This is a genomic window from Pseudomonas oryzihabitans, from assembly GCF_014522265.1.
Lineage (GTDB): Bacteria > Pseudomonadota > Gammaproteobacteria > Pseudomonadales > Pseudomonadaceae > Chryseomonas > Chryseomonas aestiva.
Genome location: NZ_CP017024.1, coordinates 3,414,669 through 3,434,067 on the forward strand (window position 1 = coordinate 3,414,669; position 19,399 = coordinate 3,434,067).

The following is a 19,399-nucleotide window of genomic DNA, read 5'->3' on the forward strand; positions in this document are numbered from 1 at the left end:
ATGTTTCCCGAAGGCCTGACCTTTTCCTTCGCCGACGCCGTCAATCGCGGTGTCGACTGGCTGGTGACCCGCTACGGCGACGTCTTCCGGACCATCTCCGACACCCTGCTGCAGGCCATCGTCTGGCTTGAAGGCCTGCTGCGCGGCACCCCCTGGTGGGCGCTGCTGCTGATCGTCGCGGCCCTGGCCGCCCATGCCACCCGGCGAGTGTTGCCGACCCTGCTGATCACCGGACTGCTGTTCCTGGTCGGCGCCCTGGGGCTGTGGGACAAGCTGATGCAGACCCTGGCCCTGGTGCTGGTGGCCACCGCCATCGCGGTGATCATCGGCATCCCCCTGGGCATTCTCTGCGCTCGTAGCGCCCGTCTTCGTCTGGTGCTGATGCCACTACTGGACATCATGCAGACCATGCCCAGCTTCGTGTACCTGATCCCGGTGCTGATGCTGTTCGGCCTGGGCAAGGTGCCGGCGATCTTCGCCACGGTGATCTATGCCGCGCCGCCGCTGATCCGCCTCACTGACCTGGGCATCCGCCAGGTCGATCGCGAGGTCATGGAGGCTGTCAACGCCTTTGGCGCCAGTCGCTGGCAGCAGCTGTTCGGCGTGCAGCTGCCGCTGGCGCTGCCAAGCATCATGGCCGGCATCAACCAGACCACCATGATGGCGCTGTCCATGGTGGTGATCGCCTCCATGATCGGCGCCCGGGGTCTTGGTGAAGAGGTGCTGGTGGGCATCCAGACTCTGGACGTGGGCAAGGGCCTGCAGGCGGGACTGGCCATCGTCATTCTCGCCGTGGTCATCGACCGCATCACCCAGGCCTATGGCCGCCAGCGCCACGAGGTGGAGCGATGAAGATCGTCGTCGAGCGGGTCTCCAAGATCTTCGGCAAACGCGAGCAGGCTGCCCTGGCCCTGCTCCGCGAGGGGCACGACAAGGCCGACATCCTCGCCCGCACGGGTTGCGTGGTGGGGGTGGACGATCTGTCCCTGGAAATCGCCGAAGGCGAGATCTTCGTCATCATGGGCCTCTCCGGTTCCGGCAAGTCGACCCTGGTGCGCCACTTCAATCGGCTGATCGATCCGAGCAGCGGGCGCATCCTCATCGATGGCCAGGACATCCTCCAGCTGCCGCTGCCGGCGCTGCGCGAATTGCGCCGCCAGCGCATCAGCATGGTGTTCCAGAGCTTTGGCCTGCTGCCCCATCGGCGGGTGCTGGACAACGTCGCCTACGGCCTCAAGGTGCGGGGCGAGCCCAAGGCGGTCTGTCGCGAACGGGCGCTGCACTGGCTCGAGGTGGTGGGCCTGGCCGGCTACGAGCGCAAGTGGCCGCACCAGCTCTCCGGTGGCATGCGCCAGCGGGTCGGCCTGGCCCGTGCCCTGGCGGCGGATACCGAGATCATCCTGATGGACGAGGCCTTTTCCGCCCTCGATCCGTTGATCCGCGCCGAGATGCAGGAGCAACTGCTGGAGCTGCAACAGCGCCTGCACAAGACCATCGTCTTCATCACCCATGACCTGGACGAGGCACTGCGCCTGGGTAATCGCATCGCCATCCTGCGCGACGGTCGACTGGTGCAGGTGGGTACCCCCGCGGACATCCTCGGCCAGCCGGCCGACGACTACGTGGCGCGCTTCGTCCAGCGGCGTACCGCTGCGACAGTTTGAAACAATTGCGGCAGAGGCCTTCACGAGCATTTCACAGGCGCGAGGCTCTGATGGTGAGACCTGCGGCCTGACCCTGTCAGGCCTTTCTCTTCCCACTGGAACCGTGCCGCAATGGACTATCTGCTACAACTCGCCGCCGACCCGACCGTCTGGGCTGCCCTGGCCACACTGATCGTGATGGAGGTGGTGCTGGGCATCGACAACCTCATCTTCATCTCCATCCTGACCAACAAGCTGCCCGCTCACCAGCAGCAGAAGGGCCGTCGCATCGGCATCAGCCTGGCGCTGATCCTGCGCCTGGGTCTGCTCGGCACCGTGGCCTGGATCGTCCAGCTTACCGAACCCATCATCGAGGTGTTCGGCAAGAGCTTTTCCTGGAAGGACCTGATCCTCATCGCCGGTGGCCTGTTCCTGCTGTGGAAGGCGACCAAGGAGATCCACCACAACGTCGATCCCGAGCCCGACAGCGCCCTGACCAAGGGCGGCGAGACGGCGACCCTGGCCTTCGGCTCGGCCATCGTGCAGATCCTCTTGCTGGACCTGGTGTTCTCGGTGGACAGCATCATCACCGCCGTCGGCATGACCGAGCACCTGCCGGTGATGGTGATCGCGGTGGTGGTGGCGGTGACCGTCATGTTGCTGGCGGCCGATCCCCTGGCCAAGTTCATCGACCGCAACCCGACCGTCGTGATGCTGGCGTTGGGGTTCCTGATCATGATCGGCATGACCCTGATCGCCGAGGGTTTCGGCGCCCATGTGCCCAAGGGCTACATCTACGCGGCCATGGCCTTCTCGGCGCTGATCGAGGGCCTGAACATGCTGTCGCGGCGAGCCAAGCGTCGCCAGCAGGCTGCCGGCAAGTGAGGGCAGGGCGTGTCGAAAAAGGCCTTGTTACATTCCGGCACGCCTATTGCTAACAATAACTGGAAAGTCTAGGCACTATCGGTCAAGACCTTTGTCATAGCAGCGTCACACGTGAGGTTTACAACTGAAGTCATGAACATACAAGCCCAAGCCCAGAACGCCATGCATGCCCTCAGCGCCGCTTTCGCGCCGATGAGCTGCGTCATCGACGCCCCCAGCAAGCGAGGTTTTTCCTTCATCGTCGTCAACGAGCATGGCGTGGCCAAGCACACCCGCCGGATCTACCGCGACGAATACAGCACCCCGAGCCGCCTGCAGGCCATCATCGACAGTACCCGTCTGGCCATCGCCGGCTGAGATTCAGCCGGCTCCCGCTTTACCCCTCCCGCCTTACTTTCTGCGCCCCACCCGAGCTACGGGTGTACCGGCGGCAGATATGCCAACGTTCCCCCCAACAGCCACAGCAGCACCAGCACCAAGGGTGCATGGACCAGCAGCTGCACGAAGGAAAAGCCGACCAGGTCGCGCGCCTTCAGCCCCAGCACGCCCAGTAGCGGCAGCATGTAGAAGGGATTGATCAGATTCGGCAGTGCCTCGGCGGCGTTGTAGATCTGCACGGCCCAACCCAGGTGATATTGCAGGTCGTTGGCCACCTGCATCACATAGGGCGCCTCGATGATCCACTTGCCTCCGCCCGAGGGGATGAAGAACCCCAGCAGCGCCGAGTAGACGCCCATCAATAGGGCGTAGGTGTCGTGGGTAGCGATCTGGGTGAAGAATGCCGCGATATGGTGCGCCAGGGTCTGGCCATCGGCGCCGTTGACCTTGGTCAGGATCGCGGCGATGGAGCCGTACAGCGGAAACTGGATCAGCACCCCGGTGGTGGCCGGCACGGCGCGGGCCACGGCGTCGAGGAAGTGCCGCGGCCGCCAGTGCAGCAAGGCCCCCACGCTGATGAACAGCAGGTTGTAGGTGTTCAGCCCGGAGATGGCCTCGATGGCCGGCTTGCTGGCGAATTCCTGTACCAGCCAGCCGGCGGCCAGCAAGACCAGCAGCACGATCAGGATCGGACTGTATTCGAGCCATTCGCCCGGACGGGTTGGCTTGTCTGCGGCCTTGGGCGCCGGGGTGACTTCGACACCGCAGGCGCGGGCATCGCGCGCGCTGTCCGGTCCTGGCGCGGTGACATAGGCGATCACCGCCGAGACCACCAGCAACACCAGCAGCAGGGCGCCGGATTGCCAGAGGAACAGTGTCTGGCTGAAGGGGATCACCCCGGTGATGGCCAGGATCGATGGCGGCAGACTGGCCGGATTGGCCTGCAGCTGGGCCGCCGACGACGACAGGCCCAGCGCCCAGACCGCGCCCAGGCCCAGGTAGGCCGCGGCGCCAGCGGCGCGATAGTCCATCTTGAGTTCTTCGCGGCGGGCCAGGGCACGCACCAGCAGGCCGCCGAACACCAGGCTCAGGCCCCAGTTGAGCAGGGAGGCGAGCATGGCCACCAGGGCGACCCAGCACACCGCGCCGCGGCCGGTCCGGGGCACCCGCGCCAGGCGCTCGATCAGGCGCGCGGCCGGACCGGAACTGGCCACCACATAGCCGCCGATGACCACGAAGGCCATCTGCATGGTGAAGGGAATCAGACTCCAGAAACCGTCGCCAAAGGCCTTGGCGGTCTTGGCCGCGGGGGCGCCCATGCCGAGGGCGGCCAGGGCCACCACGGCCACGGCGAGCACGGCGAACACCCAGGAATCGGGAAACCAGCGCTCGGCCCAATTGGAACAGGCCAGGGCGAACCGCGCGCTGCGCGAATCGCGGGAAGGGGTTGAGCTCATGGTGGATCCTTTTGTTGTTGTTTTTTGTGGGAATGTAGTGCGGGACGGTGATGCATTGATCGCGGCCATGGGCCGCTCCTACGGTGGTCTCCGGACCTGTAGGAGCGGCCCATGGCCGCGATAGGCTTTAACGCCGCTCCACCGCCAGGGCCACACCCTGGCCACCGCCGATGCACAGGGTCGCGAGCCCCCGACGCCCGTCACGGCGGCGCAATTCGTGGAGCAGGGTCACCAGCACCCGGCAACCCGAGGCGCCGATGGGATGGCCCAGGGCGATGGCGCCGCCGTTGACGTTGACCTTCTCGTCATCCCAGCCCAGCTCCTGACCCACGGCCAGGGCCTGGGCGGCGAAGGCTTCGTTGGCCTCGATCAGGTCCAGGTCGGCCAATTGCCAGCCGGCTTTTTCCAGGGTCTTGCGGGTGGCCGAGACCGGGCCGATGCCCATGATCGCCGGGTCCACCCCGGCGCTGGCGTAGGCGGCGACATGCGCCAGCGGTGTCAGGCCCAGGGCGGCCGCCCTGGTCGCGCTCATCACCAGCACCGCGGCGGCGCCGTCGTTGAGGCTGGAGGCGTTGCCGGCGGTGACGTTGCCGTCCTTGGCGAAGGCTGGACGCAGGCGCGCCAGTCCCTCGGCGGTGGTGTCGGCGCGGATGCCCTCGTCGGTGTCGAACAGCAGCGGCTCGCCCTTGCGCTGGGGAATGGCCACCGGGGTGATCTCCTCGCGGAAGCGGCCGGATTCCACCGCTGCCGCGGCGCGCTGCTGGGAACGCGCGGCAAAGGCGTCCTGGGCCTCGCGGCTGAGCTGGTACTTCTGCACCAGGTTCTCCGCGGTCTGGCCCATGTGGTAGTCGTTGAAGGCATCCCACAGCCCATCGCTGAGCATGGAGTCGACCAGCTCGGCATGGCCCAGCCGCAGGCCGGTGCGTACCTTGGGCAGCACATAGGGCGCCAGGCTCATGTTCTCCATGCCGCCGGCGATGACGATCTCGGCGTCGCCGCAGCGGATCGCCTGGACCGCCAGCTGCACCGCCTTGAGGCCGGAGCCGCAGACCTTGTTCAGGGTCAGGGCCGGCACTTCGTGGGGCAGGCCGGCCTTGACCGCTGCCTGGCGCGCCGGATTCTGGCCGGCGCCGGCGGTGAGCACCTGGCCGAGGATGACTTCATCCACCTGCGCCGGGGCCACGCCGGTCTGCTCCAGCAGGGCGCGGATGACGGTGGCGCCGAGCTCCACGGCGGGCACATTGGCCAGGGAGCCCTGGAAACTGCCGACCGCGGTGCGGGTGGCAGCGACGATGACGACGTCTTGCATGGCTGGGATCTCCTCAGGCCTGGATGGGGGCGCCGGTGGCGGCGCGCAGTTCATCGAGGCTGACGCCTTCGGCCAGCTCCACCAGCCGGAGACCGCCCTCGGTCACCTCCAGCACGGCCAGATCGGTGATGATCAGGTCGACCACGCCGACCCCGGTCAGCGGCAGGTCGCAAGCCGGCAGGATCTTGTGGGCGCCCTTGGCGGTATGCTCCATCAGCACCACCACGCGCTGCACCCCAGCCACCAGGTCCATGGCGCCGCCCATGCCCTTGACCATCTTGCCGGGGATCATCCAGTTGGCCAGGTCACCCTGGGCCGACACCTGCATGGCGCCGAGGATGGCCAGGTTGACGTGACCGCCGCGGATCATGCCGAAGCTGGCGGCGCTGTCGAAATAGCTGCTGCCGGGCAGGGCGGTGACGGTCTGCTTGCCGGCGTTGATCAGGTCCGGGTCGACCGTCTCGGTGGTGGGGAAGGGGCCGATGCCGAGCAGGCCGTTCTCCGACTGCAGCCAGACGTCCATGCCGGCGGGGATGTAGTTGGCGACGAGGGTCGGCAAGCCGATGCCAAGGTTGACGTAGAAGCCGTCCTGCAGCTCCCGGGCGGCGCGTTGCGCCATCTGTTCGCGGGTCCAGGCCATCTTACTTCTCCTCGCTCAGGGTGCGTTTCTCGATGCGTTTCTCGGGATTGGCGTTGACCACCAGGCGCTGCACGAAGATGCCGGGCAGGTGGATCTGGTCGGGGTCCAGCTCGCCGACTTCCACCAGCTCTTCCACCTCGGCGACGCAGACGCGACCGGCCATGGCGCACAGCGGATTGAAGTTGCGCGCGGTCTTGTTGAATACCAGATTGCCGGCCTTGTCGGCGCGTTGCGCCTTGACCAGGGCCACGTCGGCGGTCAGCGCCAGTTCCATGACATGCGGCTGGCCATTGAAGTCGCGGACCTCCTTGCCCTCGGCCACCAGGGTGCCGTAGCCGGTGCGGGTGTAGAACGCCGGGATGCCCGCGCCACCGGCGCGCAGCTTCTCGGCCAGGGTGCCCTGGGGGGTGAATTCCAGCTCCAGTTCGCCGGCCAGATACTGGCGCTCGAATTCCTTGTTCTCGCCCACGTAGGAGGAAATCATCTTGCGGATCTGCCGGGTCTCCAGCAGCTGGCCGAGGCCGAAGCCGTCCACCCCGGCGTTGTTGCTGATGGCGGTCAGTTCGCGGGCGCCGGTGTCGCGCAGGGCGGCGATCAGCGCCTCGGGAATGCCGCAGAGGCCGAAGCCGCCCACGGCCAGGGTGATGCCGTCGCCGACCAGCCCGTCGAGGGCGGCCGCGGCGTTGGGATAGAGCTTGTTCATGACGGAGATCCTCTTGTCGTTATTGAGCGGTCCAGCCGCCGTCCATGGTCCAGGCGGCGCCGCGCACCTGGGCGGCGGCGTCGCTGCACAGGAACAGCGCCAGCTCGCCCAGCTGGTCGGTGGTGACGAAATCCTGCGACGGCTGCTTTTCGCTTAGCAGTTCACGACGCGCCTGATCCGGATCGCTGCCACGGCTGTCCAGTTGCTGCTGGATCAGCGGGGTGAGCACGAAACCTGGGCACAGTGCGTTGCAGGTGATGCCGGTGCGGGCGGTTTCCAGGGCGGTGACCTTGGTCAGACCCACCACGCCATGCTTGGCGGCGACATAGGCGGCCTTGCCGGTGGAGGCCACCAGGCCATGCACCGAGGAGATGTTGACGATGCGGCCCCAGTTGCCTTCGCGCATGCCCGGCAGCGCCAGACGGGTGGTGTGGAACACGGCCGAGAGATTGAGGGCGATCACCGCGTCCCAGCGCTCCACCGGAAAGTCCTCCACCGGCGCCACGTGCTGGATGCCGGCGTTGTTGACCAGGATGTCCACGCCGCCGAAGTCGCGTTTGGCGTAGGCGAAGAGGTCTTCGATCTCCTCCGGCCTGGACAGGTCGGCCCCGTGGAAACCCGAGCGACCGGGGAGGCTGGCCTGGGCCGCAGCGGGATCGCCGAAGCCGTTGAGGATGAGGGTGGCGCCAGCGGCGGCCAGGCGCTGGGCGATGCCCAGGCCGATGCCGCTGGTGGAGCCGGTGACCAGGGCGGTCTTGCCGGTGAGGTCCATGGTGGTCTCCTTAGACGAGGCCGGTCAGGTAGTAGAGGGCGATGACGAAGAACACCGCCACGGTCTTGATCAGGGTGATCTTGAACACGCCGCCATAGGCTTCGCGGTGGGTCAGGCCGGTCACCGCCAGCAGGGTGATCACCGCGCCGTTGTGCGGCAGGGTGTCCATGCCGCCACTGGCCATGGCCGCCACCCGGTGCAGGACTTCCAGGGGAATGCCCGCGCCATTGGCGGCGGCGATGAAGGTGTCGCTCATGGCCGCCAGGGCGATGCTCATGCCGCCCGAGGCGGAACCGGTGATGCCGGCCAGCAGGGTCACGCTCACCGCCTCGTTGATCAGCGGATCGGGGATGGCCTTGAGGCCCTGGGCGAACAGCACGAAGCCGGGCAGGGCGGCGATCACCGCGCCGAAGCCGTATTCCGACGCCGTGTTCATCCCGGCCAGCAGGGCGCCGGAGACGGCGGTCTTGCTGCCTTCCGCCAGGCGCCCGCGGATGGCGCCGAAGCCGGTCGCCAGCACCAGCAGGATGCCCGCCAGCAGCGCGCCTTCCACCGCCCAGATACCGGTCAGCTTGGCCACCTCCTGGGTCACCGGCTTGGCCATGCCGGGCAAGGCCAGGTTATGGGTAGCGCCATACCAGTCGGGAATCCAGCGGGTCAGCAGCAGGTTGAGCACGCCTACCAGCACCAGCGGCGCCAGGGCCAGCCAGGGGTTGGGCAGCGGCAGGTCGGCGGCGGTCTCGGGTTCGTTGCGCAGCGGCACGCTGGCATAGCCTTCGCCGCTGTTGCGGGCCTTGCGCCGGGCGCTGCCGAGGTAGGTCAGGCCAACGGCGATGACGAACAGCGAACCGGCCAGGCCCAGCCAGGGCGCGGCCCAGGCGGTGGTCTGGAAGAAGCTGGTGGGGATGATGTTCTGGATCTGCGGCGTGCCGGGCAGGGCATCCATGGTGAAGGAGAAGGCGCCCAGGGCGATGGTCGCCGGGATCAGCCGCTTGGGGATGTCGCTCTGGCGAAACATCTCGGCGGCGAAGGGATAGACCGCGAAGACCACCACGAACAGCGAGACGCCGCCATAGGTGAGCAGGGCGCAGACCGCGACGATCACCGGGATGGCCCGTTCGCGACCGAGCAGGCGGATGGCCGCGGCGACGATCGCGCGGGAAAAGCCCGACAGCTCGATCAGCTTGCCGAACAGGGCGCCCAGCATGAAAACCGGGAAGTAGAGTTTGAGAAAGCCCACCATCTTGTCCATGAACACCCCGGTGAAGGCGGGCGCCACGGCGGACGGATCGGTAAGCAGCACGGCGCCGAGGGCGGCGAGGGGGGCAAAGAGGATGACACTGAAACCCCGGTAGGCGGCGAACATCAGCAGCGCCAGGGCGGCGAGTGCAATCAGGACACTCATGGCTTCTCCTAGAGCTTCGCCTGGGGCGAAGCGGTTCTTGTTGTTATAAGGGCGATGCAGGAATCGCCCGAATGCAGGAGCCAGAACCGTGCCAGCTTTGTAAGTTGTTGTTTTGTATAAGATTTTATTTTGATCTCTGCCCGCTACCGATAGATTGTCTCAAAAGCTGGACCCCGTAGGTTGGGCTGAGCGAAGCGAAGCCCAACATCAGTCCACGGGCGGCAATGTTGGCCTTCGACGATAAAGCGGTTTCAAACCAGCCTACGCCGTGACTCTGTAGGAGCGGCCCATGGCCGCGACAAACGATCTATCGCGGCCATGGGCCGCTTCTACGGACTGCGTCTCTATATCTGGACATGTCTCATGTTTGAGACATCAGCCCCAGCGCCACCAGCTTCTTGTACAGCGTGGACCGCCCCAGGCCCAGGCGGCGCGCGGCTTCGTCCACCTTGCCGCCACAGGCGGCCAGGGCGTCCTGCAGCAGCTCGCGATCAAAGCGCTGGCGGGCTTCGGCGTAGGTTTCGCCGGTCCGGTAACGGATCGACTCGCCGGTTGTCGAGGGGGCGGGGGCGATGCCCAGGGCCGCCGTCAGCGCCGCGGCATCCAGCTGACTGTCGTCACCCAGCAGCACGGCGCGCTCCAGCACGTTGCGCAACTCGCGCACGTTGCCGGGCCAGGGTTGGCGCTGCAGCAGCGCCAGGCCGTCGGCGGTGAATTCGGGCATTGGCTGTCCGTTCAGCTTGCGCAGGTCAGCGAGGATGGCCTCGGCCAGCCCCCCCAGGTCGTCGAGGCGTTCTCGCAGGGGTGGAATGCGGATCGGCAGGACATTGAGCCGGTAATAGAGATCGGCGCGAAAGCGCCCCTCGGCCACGGCCGCCTCCAGGTCACGCGAGGTGGCGGCGATCATGCGCACGTCACAGGCCAGCACCTCGTTGGAGCCCAGCGGCTCGTACTCCTTTTCCTGCAGTACCCGCAGCAGCTTGGCCTGCAAGGCCAGGGGCATGTCGCCGATCTCGTCGAGAAACAGGGTGCCGCCCTGGGCGATCTGCAGCTTGCCCGGGCGGGCCCGTCGCTCGGCGCCGGTGAAGGCGCCGGGCGCGGTACCGAAGAATTCGGCTTCCAGCAGGCTTTCCGGAATGGCCGCGGCATTGATGCTGACAAAGGGCCGCCCGGCGCGTGGCGAGGCTCCGTGGATGGCGTGGGCCAGCAACTCCTTGCCGGTGCCGGTCTCGCCCAGCAGCAGCACCGCGGCCTCGCTGGCGGCGGCGCGCCGGGCGCGACGCTTGACCTCCAGGCTGGCCGGTCCGCTGCCGACGAAGTGGCCGAAGCCATACTTGGCGGTGCGTGCATGCTGCAGCGAGCGCCGGGTGGTGGCCAGCTCTTCCTGGATGCGCAGGTAGCGGGTCACCAGCGGCGCCAGTTGCTGCAGCTGGTCGAACAGGGCGAAGCCGATGGCGCCGATCAACTCGCCTTCGTCGGTATGGATCGGCAGGCGCATCACCACCAGCGGTCCGTTGCGGGTCTCCAGCATGTCCAGCAGGATCGGCTGGCCATTGCGCGCCACCTCGCGCAGCAGGCTGTGGGGAATGATCTGTTCCACCGGCTGACCGATGGCGGCGGCGGCATCCGGCAGGCCGAAGTGCTGGGCGTATCTCTGGTTGATCCAGACGATGCGCGCCTCGCGGTCGACGATCACCGTGCCATTGCTGGTCTGCTCGATGATCTCGAACAGCGAGCGGATCGCCCGCTGGCGGATCTCGGCGTAGTCCTCCAGGTCCGGCAGGCCGGGCGAAGTGCGACTCATGGCTTCAGCGCATGGCGCAGCTGGTGCAGCCGGCGCTGGACGATACGCTCGCGCCGCGCCGCGTCCCACTCGTGAAAGCCCGCACCACTGCGCAGGCCGGTACGGCCGGCCGCCACCTGGTCTTCCAGCAGCTGCAGCGGCGCCTCGTCCCGCGCCAGGGTTGGCCAGAGGTGGCTGGCGATGTCGCGAAAGGTGTCCAGGCCGCCCATGTCCGCCGCTTCCAGCGGACCGACCATGGCATAGCGCCGGCCCAGCGAGGCACGCATCACCCGGTCCACCGTCTCGGCATCCGCCGCGCCGCTCTGCACGATGTGCAGGGCCTCGCGCAGCAGGGCGAATTGCAGGCGGTTGCCGATGAAGCCGGGAATGGCGTGCTGCAAGACCACGGCCTCCAGGTCGGCGGCCTCCAGCAGCTGGCGCACGGATTCCAGATGGGCGGGCAGGGTGGCCGTGCCGGGCACCAGCTCCACCAGCGGGATGAAGTGCGGCGGATTCCAGAAGTGGGCGATCAGCAGGCGCTCGGGATGGTGCAGGTGCGCGGCCAGCTCGTCCGGTGGCAGGCCGCTGGTATTGCTGGCGATCAGGGCATGGGGGCGCAGCACGGCTTCAAGCTGGGCGTAGAGCCGGTGCTTGAGCTCCAGGCGCTCGGGCACGGCTTCGAACAGCAGGTCGCAATCGGCGAGATCGGCCAGGTCGGTGGTGGTGGTCAGGCGGGCGATCACCGCCTCGGTGTCCACCGCGATGTCGGCTTCTTCCAGCTCGGCGAGCAGGGTGCGCGCGGTGGCTGCCACCTCGGCGAGGCGGACGGGGTCGAGGTCCTGCAGCCGCACGGCATGGCCGTGGCGCGCCAGATGCACGGCGATGCCGATGCCCATGAGACCGGAACCCAGGACGGCGAGGCGAGGCGTGGTCATGATCTTTTCCTTGTGAGACGGCCGCGGCAACCGTCTCACACTTGACTGCCCCCGGCCAAGGCACGGAGCGCCGCCTTGCACCAAAGGCGGGCCCTGGTAATGGATTCGTTGCGGGCCCCTGGGCTCTGTCACGCCCCTTGGCCGGGGCTGGCATGGGCACTGCTACAGGACAGGCACGTCCATCCCGAGGAGTCCCTTATGAGCAACGCCGGCAACGACTATCCCCTGAGCGAAGTGCCGCCCCACGCCCGCAAGGGTCTGGCCTCCCTGGCCATGGTGCTGCTGGGCTTCACCTTCTTCACCGCCACCATGTTCGCCGGTGGCAAGCTGGGGGTGGCCTTCGGTTTCGCCGACCTGCTGCTGGTCATCGCCCTCGGCAATCTGCTGCTGGGTCTCTATGCCGCCGCCCTCGGCCATATCGCCTGTCGCAGCGGCCTCAACTCGGTGCTGATGGGGCGCTTCGCCTTTGGCGAACGCGGCAGCAAGCTGTGCGACCTCATCCTCGGCTTCACCCAGATCGGCTGGTACGCCTGGGGTACGGCCACCGCTGCGGTGGTGCTGGGCAAGTACTTCGGCCTGGAGCAGGGCGCGGTGCTGGCGCTGATGGCGGTGTTCGGCCTGGGCTTCTGCGCCACCGCCTACATCGGCTACCGGGGCCTGGAGATCCTCTCCTGGATCGCCGTGCCGGCCATGGCGCTGCTGCTGATCCTGTCCATGAGCGTGACCACCACCAAGGCCGGCGGCCTGGCCGGCCTGCTGGCGATCCAGCCCAGCAGCAGCCTGGACCTGTCCACCGCCATCACCCTGGTGTTCGGCACCTTTGTCAGTGGTGCCACCCAGGCCACCAACTGGACGCGCTTCGCCCGCTCCACCCGGGTGGCGGTACTTGCCAGCCTGATCGGCTTCTTCCTCGGCAACGGCCTGATGGTGCTGATCGGCGCCTATGGCGCCATCGTCTACCAGCAACCGGACGTAGTGGAGGTGCTGATGTTGCAGGGCTTCGCCACCGCCGCCCTGGCCATGTTGCTGCTCAACATCTGGAGCACCCAGGACAACACCATCTACAACTTCGCCGTGGCCGGCTGCAACCTGGTGCGCACCAGCCGCCGCAAGACGGTGACCCTGGCCGGCGCCCTGATCGGCACCGCCCTGGCGCTGCTAGGCATGTACGACCTGCTGGTGCCCTATCTGGTGCTGCTCGGCACGGTGATCCCGCCCATCGGCGGGGTGATCGTCGCCGACTTCTGGCTGCGCCACCGCGGCCGCTATCCGCTGCTCGCCGAGGCCCGCCTGCCGCACTACAACTGGCCGGGCCTGGCCGCCTATGGGCTGGGCACCCTGGCTGCCTTCAATTCACCCTGGGTCGCGCCCCTGGTGGGCATCGGGGTGGCGGCGCTCGGCTATGGCGTGTTCAATGGCCTGAGTCGCGGTCGTCGTACCGCCGCCCCCGCTTCGCTCTAGGAGATCCACCATGCGCATCCTCAATGCCCGCCTGCGTGACCGCGAAGGCCTCCATGACATTCGCCTGGAAGGCGGACGCATCGCCGCCATCGCCGAGCAGCTCATGCCGCCCGCGGTAGGGCCGGACGACCTCGACGCCGCCGGCAACCTGGTGGTGCCGCCCTTCGTCGAGCCGCACATCCACCTCGATGCCACCCTGACCGCCGGCGAGCCGCGCTGGAACATGAGCGGCACCCTGTTCGAAGGCATCGAATGCTGGGGCGAGCGCAAGGCCACCATCACCCAGGAAGACACCAAGACCCGCGCCACGCGCACCATCCGCGCCCTGGCCACCCACGGCATCCAGCACGTGCGCACCCATGTCGATGTCACCGATCCGTCGCTGGCCGCGCTCAAGGCCATGCTGGAGGTGCGCGAGGAAACCCGGCACCTGATCGATCTGCAGATCGTCGCCTTTCCCCAGGAGGGCATCGAGTCCTTCAAGAATGGGCGCGAGCTGATGGAGGAGTCGATCCGCCTGGGCGCCGATGTGGTCGGCGGCATCCCGCACTTCGAGTACACCCGCGACCAGGGGGTGAGCTCGGTGAAATTCCTCATGGACCTGGCCGAGCGCACCGGCTGCCTGGTGGACGTCCATTGCGACGAAACCGACGATCCCCACTCGCGCTTCCTGGAGGTGCTGGCCGAAGAGGCGCGCAGCCGCGGCATGGGTTCGCGGGTCACCGCCAGCCACACCACCGCCATGGGCTCCTACGACAACGCCTACTGCGCCAAGCTGTTCCGCCTGCTGACCCATGCCGGCATCAACTTCATCTCCTGCCCGACCGAGAGCATCCACCTGCAGGGCCGCTTCGACAGCTTTCCCAAGCGCCGCGGCGTGACCCGGGTCAACGAGCTGCTGGAGGCCGGCCTCAATGTCTGCTTCGCCCAGGATTCCATCGTCGATCCCTGGTATCCACTGGGGAACGGCAACATCCTGCGCGTGCTGGAAGCAGGGCTGCACATCTGCCACATGCTCGGCTATCGCAACCTGCAATCTGCACTGGACCTGGTCACGGTCAATAGCGCCAAGGCCCTATGCCTGGGCGATCGCTACGGCCTGGAGGAGGGGCGGCCAGCCAACCTGCTGGTGCTCTCCGCCGACAGCGACTACGAGATGGTCCGCAGCCAGGGCCTGCCGCTGTACTCCATCCGTAACGGCAAGGTGCTGATGCAGCGCCGCCCGGCGCAGGTGGAACTGGCGGACGTGTTGTAACGGACCTTGGCCATGGCGGTCCGTCAAAGTGGACACCGCGAACGTAAGTCCCCCCCTCCCTCTGGGTGAGGGCGCGCCTCATGCCGAAGGCCCAGTGGAAATGGCTGCGCCGTTTTCCACGCTACGGCGCTGCGATTTTCAGGGCTAGCAAAGATCTGATTCTCACTCGAACAACCCCCTCTCCCTCTGGGAGAGGGCTGAGGTGAGGGCACGCCCCATTCCGAAGTCCCCAGTGGAAAAGGCTGCGCCGTTTTCCACGCTACGGCGCTGCGATTTTCAGGGCTGGCAAAGATCTGATTCTTACTCGAACAACCCCCTCTCCCTCTGGGAGAGGGCTGGGGTGAGGGCAGTCCCCATTCCGAAGTCCCCAGTGGAAAAGGCTGCGCCGTTTTCCACGCTACGGCGCTGATCGCGGCCATGGGCCGCTCCTACAGGAGAATCAAGATCTGTAGGAGCGGCCCATGGCCGCGATTAGGGGCTCCTGGCAGCAGCGGATCGTCCTGACCGCAACTGCCATTACCCATGTCGCGTTCCATCGCGTCGGCCTTCGCTGGCGCTCGACCCAACCTGTGAATCCTAGCGCCCACTCTCGGCGAAATCCCGTAGTGCCGCGCCGTCCAGGCGATAGCGCACCCACTCGCGCTGCGCCTTGGCGCCCAGGCTTTCGTAGAAGTCGATGGCCGGGGTGTTCCAGTCCAGCACGCTCCATTCCAGGCGGCCGCAGTCGTTGGCCACCGCCTCCCGAGCCAGTTCGCGCAGCAGCCCCTTGCCCAGGCCGGTGCCGCGGGCGCTGGGGCTCACATAGAGGTCTTCCAGGTAGATGCCGTTGCGGCCCAGCCAGGTGGAATAGCTGTAGAAATACACGGCATAGCCCACCACCGCGCCGTCGTGCTCGGCAACCAGCGCCCGGGTCGGAGTATCGGCTGCGAACAGCGTGGCCTCGATCTGAGCGGGGCTGGCCAGTACCTCGTGAACGGCCTTTTCATAGTCGGCCAGTTCGACGATCAGTTCATGGATGCGGGTGGCGTCTTCGCGGCGGGCGGGGCGGATCTGGGTGGTCATGGGTGCCTTGGTCTGGTCGCGGGGCGGCGCCGACCTCAGGAGGGCACCACTGCCCGATTGGCGGACCCGGCCAGCATGGCGGCGACCTGCGCGGCCAGCTGGTCCAGGGTGAAGGGCTTGGTCATCAGCTCCATGTTACCACCCAGGAAGGCGTTCCTACTGAGCGCGCCCTCGGCGTAGCCGGTAAGGAACAGCACCGGCAGCCGCGGCCTGAGCTGCTGGATGACCTCCGCCAGCTGGCGACCGTTGAGGCCTGGCAGGCCGACATCGGTCACCAGCAGGTCCAGCTGGGGAATCTGGTCCAGCAGGCGCAACGCGGCCTTGCCTTCGGCGGCGCTCCACACCTGATAACCCAGGGCTTCCAAGGCTTCCTGATTGACCAGCCGGACCGCGACGTCGTCCTCCACCAGGAGAATGGTCTCGCCGGCACCCTGGGTGAATTCCGCCGGGTCGCTCCGTTTCGGTTCGTGGCGTTGCTCGGCCGTCGGCAGATAGACGCAGACCTGAGTCCCGCTGCTGTCGCTGGCGAGAGTGAGACGGCCATTGCTCTGCCGGGCGAAGCCATAGACCATCGACAGCCCCAGGCCGGTGCCCTGGCCCTGCGGCTTGGTGGTGAAGAAGGGTTCGAGCACCTTGTCCAGCAGCCGCTCCGGGATACCGGTACCGCTGTCCCGCACTTCGATGCAGACATAGTCGCCCGGGGCCAGGGCCTCGTCGTCCGTCCCCGGCTCGGTGACCGTCAGCAGCGAAGTCGCCAGGGTCACGACACCGCCATCCGGCATGGCATCGCGGGCGTTGATCACCAGGTTGAGCAGCGCATTCTCCAGCTGGTTGGCATCGGCCAGGATCCAGGGCAGGTCCTCGCCCAGCGCCAGCTCCACCGAGATCTGTTCGCTCACGGTGCGCTGCAACAACTCCTGCAGCGCCAGGATCAGCTCGTTGGCGGACATCGGCCGGGATTCCAGCGACTGCCGGCGGGAAAAGGCCAGCAACCGCTGGGTAAGGGCGGCCGCCCGGTGCGCCGAATGCTGCGCGGCCTCCATGTACCGCTCCAGGCCGGCGAGCTGTCCCTTGTTCTTGATTTTCATCAAATCCAGGGCGCCCAGCACCCCGGTGAGCATGTTGTTGAAGTCATGGGCGATGCCGCCGGTGAGCTGGCCGACCGCTTCCATCTTCAGCGACTGGCGCAACTGCTCTTCGGCGCGATTGCGCTCGGCGGTTTCCCGCTGCAATTCGCTGAGGGTAAGCGCCAGGGTGCGGGTGCGCTCCGCGACCTGGAGTTCCAGTTCTTCATTGAAGCGACGCAGCGCCAGTTCGGCGCGCTTCTCGTCGCTGACATCGGCGATCACCGTGGTCGCCCCGATGATCTGCCGGCCGGCGTCGTGCAGCGGCACCGCGCTCACCCGCAGCCAGGATTCCTCGCCGGTTGCACTGGTGTGATAGAAATCCTGGCCCTTGACCCGCTCGCCAGCCAGCGCCCGAGCACCCGGAAAGCGCTCGGGTGGCAACAGTCGGCCACTGTCGTCGAGCGCGGTCCAGCGCGACACCTCCCCAGGCTGCCGGGAAGGAATGTGCTGACCCGGCACATACTGCTCATAGAAGGGATTGCTGACCAGGGTCCGACCCTCGGCATCCATGAAGCACACCCCGACCGGCAGATTCTCCAGCAGCGTCTGCAGGCGCTCGCGTTCCTGGGCGAGTTCGGCGAGGCGGTCGCGCATCTCGAACTGACGCAGGCGCGACCGCCAGGCCGCCGCGACGCTGCTCAGCAGCGAGGCGCCACTCAGCGGCCGTTCGAGGATGACCAGGTTGGTGGTCGCCGCCGGCAGCTGTCGGCGCAGGAGATCGTTGCCACGCCCCGAGCGTTTGGCATCGGAAGCCAGCAGTACCAGCGGGATATCCGACCAGGTGGGCTGCCGCTCCAGAGCCTCTGCCAGGGCGCTCAGGTCCTGGCGCAGGGCTTCCTCGGTAAAGACGATGATGCCGGTGTCGTCGCCCAGGGCCGCCGCGACCTCGTCGAGGCTGGCAACGTAGCGGGTGAGATAGCCCTGGGTGAAAAGCCGCTGCAGGTTGGCCGCGTCACCGCGAAGCGGGGCACAGATGATCAGTTCGCAGGCGGGCGTCTTGGACTCGGTCAATCGCGCTCTTCCATCAGGGGCTGCCTGGCACCGAAATACTCCGGGGTGCCGGTCAGCACGCCACGGAAGTCCACCAGCGGCTGACCCACCCGGATGCCCTGGGTATCGATGCGCAACTCCCGTATCGCATCCTCATGCCCGCCGCCGCGATGCTTGAGGATGGAAATGGCCTTGCGCAGACGGCCGTGCGCTTCGAAGAAGCGCACCAGCACGACGGTATCGGCGATATAGGAGATGTCCAGATTGGAGGTCATGGAGCCGACCAGGCCATGCTGGGGATTGATAAGGAAGGTCACCACCCCGGACTGGCTCAGGTAGGAGAGCAGTTCGTGCAACTGCAGAATCAGCTGCTGCTCCTGCGGCATGGCGGCCAGGTAGCCATTGAGGCTGTCCAGCACCAGCATCCGGCAGTTGTTTTCCTCGACGTCCTGCCGCACGCGCCAGGCGAATTCGCCGGGCGACAACTCGGCGGGATGAATCTGGTGAACCACCAGCAGACCTTCGTCGATATAGCGCAGCAGCGGCATCCCCATGCTTTCCGCACGCTTGAGCAGGGTGCCGATACGTTCGTCGAATTCGTATACGGCGCATCTTTCCCCGCGCGCGCAGGCCGCCATCACGAACTGCAGGGCGAGCGTCGTCTTGCCGGCCCCCGCCGGACCGGTGATCAGGGTGCTGGTACCGCGCAAGGGCCCGCCGTGCAGCAGCGCGTCCAGGTCCTGGATGTTGCTGGGGACGACGGCGCCAAGGAATTCTTCGTAGTGCCCCGCAGCGATGATCCGCGGATAGATCTCCAGCCCGCCCCGGCGGATGGTGAAGTCGTGATAGCCGGCGACGAAATCTCGGCCACGCAGCTTCTGGATCTGCAGGCGGCGGCGGGCAGCGCCGAAGTCCAGGGTCAGGCGCTCCAGGGTCAGCACCCCGTGGCAGAGGCTGTGCAGGTGGTTGTCCCGCCCGCCTGGACTGGTGGTCAGGTCGTCCACCAGCAGCACGGTGATGCCGCGCCCGGCGAAGAACTGTTTGAGCGCCAGCACCTGGCGCCGATAGCGCAGGGGATCCTGGGCCAGCAGACGCATCTCCGACAGGCTGTCGAACACCAGCCGACTCGGCTTGAGTTCATCCACCCGCGCCTGAATCAGCTCGATGGTATCGCCCAGTTCGGATTCCCAGGGGTGCAGGATGGTCTGCTCCTGAGCACCGCCCAGTACCGCATCGGCGGCGGATAGCTCGAACAGCTCCACGCCCTCCAGGCTCCAGCCATGGGACTCGGCCACGCTCTGCAACTCTTCGCTGGTTTCCGATAGCGTGATGTAGAGCACCGACTCGCCCCGGCGTACCCCTTCAAAGAGAAACTGCAGCCCCAGGGTGGTCTTGCCCGACCCCGGTGTACCCTCCAGCAGATAGAGTCGATCGCGGGGTAGGCCGCCGCGCAACACCTGGTCCAGACCGGTATTGCCTGTCGCGATAATTGACGGGCTAGGGGAATTCATGGGTGACCGGACCTCAAGGTGGCGGAAGCGAAGGGGACAGCATGGCCGCGGCCCAGCCTGAGCTCCGGGCAAGCCCGAGAATC

17 protein-coding genes are annotated in these 19,399 nt (G+C 66.9%); 6 read left to right on the forward strand and 11 right to left on the reverse strand.

Annotated features, from left to right (window positions below; all coding sequences use genetic code 11):
* The 4 genes from BGI51_RS15750 (at position 1) to BGI51_RS15765 (ending at position 2,885) form a co-directional block, all read left to right on the forward strand.
* Positions 1 to 852, forward strand: a complete 852-nt coding sequence (locus BGI51_RS15750) for an ABC transporter permease (RefSeq protein ID WP_133859486.1) — start codon at positions 1 to 3, stop codon at positions 850 to 852.
* On the forward strand, positions 849 to 1,664 hold the full coding sequence (locus BGI51_RS15755) for a quaternary amine ABC transporter ATP-binding protein (protein ID WP_133859485.1): 816 nt from the start codon (positions 849 to 851) through the stop codon (positions 1,662 to 1,664). Before BGI51_RS15750 ends, BGI51_RS15755 begins: the two co-directional genes overlap by 4 nt.
* Positions 1,665 to 1,775: 111 nt before the next feature.
* Positions 1,776 to 2,528 (forward strand): TerC family protein, encoded by a 753-nt coding sequence (locus BGI51_RS15760; protein WP_158896822.1) that lies wholly within the window; start codon positions 1,776 to 1,778, stop codon positions 2,526 to 2,528.
* 132 nt (positions 2,529 to 2,660) lie between these two features.
* Positions 2,661 to 2,885, forward strand: a complete 225-nt coding sequence (locus BGI51_RS15765; RefSeq protein WP_059314350.1) for a hypothetical protein — start codon at positions 2,661 to 2,663, stop codon at positions 2,883 to 2,885.
* Positions 2,886 to 2,941: 56 nt separating this feature from the next.
* On the opposite strand, the gene BGI51_RS15770 is transcribed toward BGI51_RS15765, so the two are convergent.
* From BGI51_RS15770 to BGI51_RS15805, 8 genes are all read right to left on the reverse strand, one after another.
* The gene (locus tag BGI51_RS15770) at positions 2,942 to 4,363 is read right to left on the reverse strand and encodes a short-chain fatty acid transporter (RefSeq protein ID WP_187978925.1); all 1,422 of its coding nucleotides are present in this window, start codon (positions 4,361 to 4,363) and stop codon (positions 2,942 to 2,944) included.
* A gap of 127 nt (positions 4,364 to 4,490) precedes the next feature.
* Complete coding sequence (locus BGI51_RS15775; protein ID WP_187978926.1) at positions 4,491 to 5,672, reverse strand: acetyl-CoA C-acetyltransferase; 1,182 nt, start codon at positions 5,670 to 5,672, stop codon at positions 4,491 to 4,493.
* A gap of 13 nt (positions 5,673 to 5,685) precedes the next feature.
* The gene (locus BGI51_RS15780) at positions 5,686 to 6,312 is read right to left on the reverse strand and encodes a CoA transferase subunit B (protein WP_187978927.1); all 627 of its coding nucleotides are present in this window, start codon (positions 6,310 to 6,312) and stop codon (positions 5,686 to 5,688) included.
* 1 nt (position 6,313) lies between these two features.
* Positions 6,314 to 7,015, reverse strand: coding sequence for a CoA transferase subunit A (locus BGI51_RS15785; protein WP_133859480.1), 702 nt, complete (start codon positions 7,013 to 7,015; stop codon positions 6,314 to 6,316).
* A 19-nt stretch (positions 7,016 to 7,034) separates the two neighbouring features.
* Positions 7,035 to 7,787 (reverse strand): 3-hydroxybutyrate dehydrogenase, encoded by a 753-nt coding sequence (locus tag BGI51_RS15790; RefSeq protein WP_187978928.1) that lies wholly within the window; start codon positions 7,785 to 7,787, stop codon positions 7,035 to 7,037.
* A 10-nt stretch (positions 7,788 to 7,797) separates the two neighbouring features.
* The gene (locus BGI51_RS15795) at positions 7,798 to 9,192 is read right to left on the reverse strand and encodes a GntP family permease (protein ID WP_158896688.1); all 1,395 of its coding nucleotides are present in this window, start codon (positions 9,190 to 9,192) and stop codon (positions 7,798 to 7,800) included.
* Positions 9,193 to 9,553: 361 nt separating this feature from the next.
* Positions 9,554 to 10,996 (reverse strand): sigma-54 interaction domain-containing protein, encoded by a 1,443-nt coding sequence (locus tag BGI51_RS15800; RefSeq protein ID WP_187978929.1) that lies wholly within the window; start codon positions 10,994 to 10,996, stop codon positions 9,554 to 9,556.
* A complete protein-coding gene (locus BGI51_RS15805) occupies positions 10,993 to 11,910 on the reverse strand; it encodes a 3-hydroxyacyl-CoA dehydrogenase family protein (protein ID WP_187978930.1) in 918 nt (305 codons plus the stop codon). Before BGI51_RS15805 ends, BGI51_RS15800 begins: the two co-directional genes overlap by 4 nt.
* Before the next feature lie 198 nt (positions 11,911 to 12,108).
* On the opposite strand from BGI51_RS15805, the gene codB reads away from it, so the two are divergent.
* Positions 12,109 to 13,371, forward strand: a complete 1,263-nt coding sequence (codB, locus tag BGI51_RS15810) for a cytosine permease (protein WP_187978931.1) — start codon at positions 12,109 to 12,111, stop codon at positions 13,369 to 13,371.
* Positions 13,372 to 13,381: 10 nt separating this feature from the next.
* Positions 13,382 to 14,626 carry a cytosine deaminase gene (gene codA / locus BGI51_RS15815; RefSeq protein WP_187978932.1) on the forward strand — a complete coding sequence of 415 codons (1,245 nt, stop codon included), beginning with the start codon at positions 13,382 to 13,384 and terminating at the stop codon, positions 14,624 to 14,626.
* A gap of 576 nt (positions 14,627 to 15,202) precedes the next feature.
* On the opposite strand, the gene BGI51_RS15820 is transcribed toward codA, so the two are convergent.
* Genes BGI51_RS15820 through BGI51_RS15830 form a run of 3 tightly spaced genes read right to left on the reverse strand, consistent with a single transcriptional unit; the run spans position 15,203 to position 19,316 of the window.
* Positions 15,203 to 15,688 carry a GNAT family N-acetyltransferase gene (locus tag BGI51_RS15820; RefSeq protein ID WP_187978933.1) on the reverse strand — a complete coding sequence of 162 codons (486 nt, stop codon included), beginning with the start codon at positions 15,686 to 15,688 and terminating at the stop codon, positions 15,203 to 15,205.
* Between the two features lie 35 nt (positions 15,689 to 15,723).
* A complete protein-coding gene (locus BGI51_RS15825) occupies positions 15,724 to 17,826 on the reverse strand; it encodes a response regulator (protein WP_187978934.1) in 2,103 nt (700 codons plus the stop codon).
* Positions 17,823 to 19,316, reverse strand: coding sequence for an ATPase domain-containing protein (locus BGI51_RS15830; RefSeq protein ID WP_187978935.1), 1,494 nt, complete (start codon positions 19,314 to 19,316; stop codon positions 17,823 to 17,825). Before BGI51_RS15830 ends, BGI51_RS15825 begins: the two co-directional genes overlap by 4 nt.
* Positions 19,317 to 19,399: the final 83 nt, after the last annotated feature.

Excerpts from the sequence above, each read along its gene's own strand:
- BGI51_RS15750 (WP_133859486.1), top strand. The coding sequence starts at position 1 with ATGTTTCCCGAAGGCCTGACCTTTTCCTTCGCCGACGCCGTCAATCGC.
- BGI51_RS15755 (WP_133859485.1), top strand. The coding sequence starts at position 849 with ATGAAGATCGTCGTCGAGCGGGTCTCCAAGATCTTCGGCAAACGCGAG.
- BGI51_RS15760 (WP_158896822.1), top strand. The coding sequence starts at position 1,776 with ATGGACTATCTGCTACAACTCGCCGCCGACCCGACCGTCTGGGCTGCC.
- BGI51_RS15765 (WP_059314350.1), top strand. The coding sequence starts at position 2,661 with ATGAACATACAAGCCCAAGCCCAGAACGCCATGCATGCCCTCAGCGCC.
- BGI51_RS15770 (WP_187978925.1), bottom strand. The coding sequence starts at position 4,363 with ATGAGCTCAACCCCTTCCCGCGATTCGCGCAGCGCGCGGTTCGCCCTG.
- BGI51_RS15775 (WP_187978926.1), bottom strand. The coding sequence starts at position 5,672 with ATGCAAGACGTCGTCATCGTCGCTGCCACCCGCACCGCGGTCGGCAGT.
- BGI51_RS15780 (WP_187978927.1), bottom strand. The coding sequence starts at position 6,312 with ATGGCCTGGACCCGCGAACAGATGGCGCAACGCGCCGCCCGGGAGCTG.
- BGI51_RS15785 (WP_133859480.1), bottom strand. The coding sequence starts at position 7,015 with ATGAACAAGCTCTATCCCAACGCCGCGGCCGCCCTCGACGGGCTGGTC.
- BGI51_RS15790 (WP_187978928.1), bottom strand. The coding sequence starts at position 7,787 with ATGGACCTCACCGGCAAGACCGCCCTGGTCACCGGCTCCACCAGCGGC.
- BGI51_RS15795 (WP_158896688.1), bottom strand. The coding sequence starts at position 9,192 with ATGAGTGTCCTGATTGCACTCGCCGCCCTGGCGCTGCTGATGTTCGCC.
- BGI51_RS15800 (WP_187978929.1), bottom strand. The coding sequence starts at position 10,996 with ATGAGTCGCACTTCGCCCGGCCTGCCGGACCTGGAGGACTACGCCGAG.
- BGI51_RS15805 (WP_187978930.1), bottom strand. The coding sequence starts at position 11,910 with ATGACCACGCCTCGCCTCGCCGTCCTGGGTTCCGGTCTCATGGGCATC.
- codB (WP_187978931.1), top strand. The coding sequence starts at position 12,109 with ATGAGCAACGCCGGCAACGACTATCCCCTGAGCGAAGTGCCGCCCCAC.
- codA (WP_187978932.1), top strand. The coding sequence starts at position 13,382 with ATGCGCATCCTCAATGCCCGCCTGCGTGACCGCGAAGGCCTCCATGAC.
- BGI51_RS15820 (WP_187978933.1), bottom strand. The coding sequence starts at position 15,688 with ATGACCACCCAGATCCGCCCCGCCCGCCGCGAAGACGCCACCCGCATC.
- BGI51_RS15830 (WP_187978935.1), bottom strand. The coding sequence starts at position 19,316 with ATGAATTCCCCTAGCCCGTCAATTATCGCGACAGGCAATACCGGTCTG.